This is a genomic window from Mesorhizobium sp. M4A.F.Ca.ET.020.02.1.1, from assembly GCF_004022645.1.
Taxonomy (GTDB): domain Bacteria; phylum Pseudomonadota; class Alphaproteobacteria; order Rhizobiales; family Rhizobiaceae; genus Mesorhizobium.
In genome coordinates, this window is sequence record NZ_RZOI01001360.1 from 1 (window position 1) to 548 (window position 548).

At 63.0% G+C, this 548-nt stretch carries 1 pseudogene; it reads left to right on the plus strand.

Features of this window, described 5'->3' with window-relative positions:
- Positions 1 to 548 (plus strand): annotated as a pseudogene (locus tag EN742_RS37135) (O-antigen ligase family protein); the annotation flags it as partial.

Sequence of the window (548 nt, forward strand, 5' to 3'; positions counted from 1 at the left end):
TCTTTTGTCCGCCGGTGCTGGGTTCGGCCGTGAGCTTTGTGTTCATCGGCGGCGGTCTTTGGTCAGGGGTACTGCTCGCCCTGAAGCGGCGACGCTTCAATTTCGATCCGCCGATGCTCGCCATAACGGTGGCGATCTATGTCTATTGCGCGGCATACCTGCTGGCGTCGGCCGTCAACAACGCGCTCGGGGCCGATGCGCCGCATCTCGTGGCGCTGGTCACGTTCCTGCTGTTCCCGATCTCCTACTCGACCTGGAGCATAACCGCAAAGGCGACCCTTGCCCGCATCGTCGTGGTCGCCAGCATGGCGGCATGTTTTGGCGCCCTGGTGCTGGCCGTGGTGCAATACTACTGGCTCGGCATGCGGGCCGAAGGCGGGGCCGGAAACGCCATTCCGTTCGCCACGGTCACCTGTCTCGGCGTCATGATGTGCATGGCCGGGGCGCTGTCGGGCATTGAAAGAGCCAAAGGCCTTCTGATCCCGGCGGTACTGGCCGGCATCATTGCCATCCTCTATTCGGGCACCCGCATCATCTGGGTAGCCATA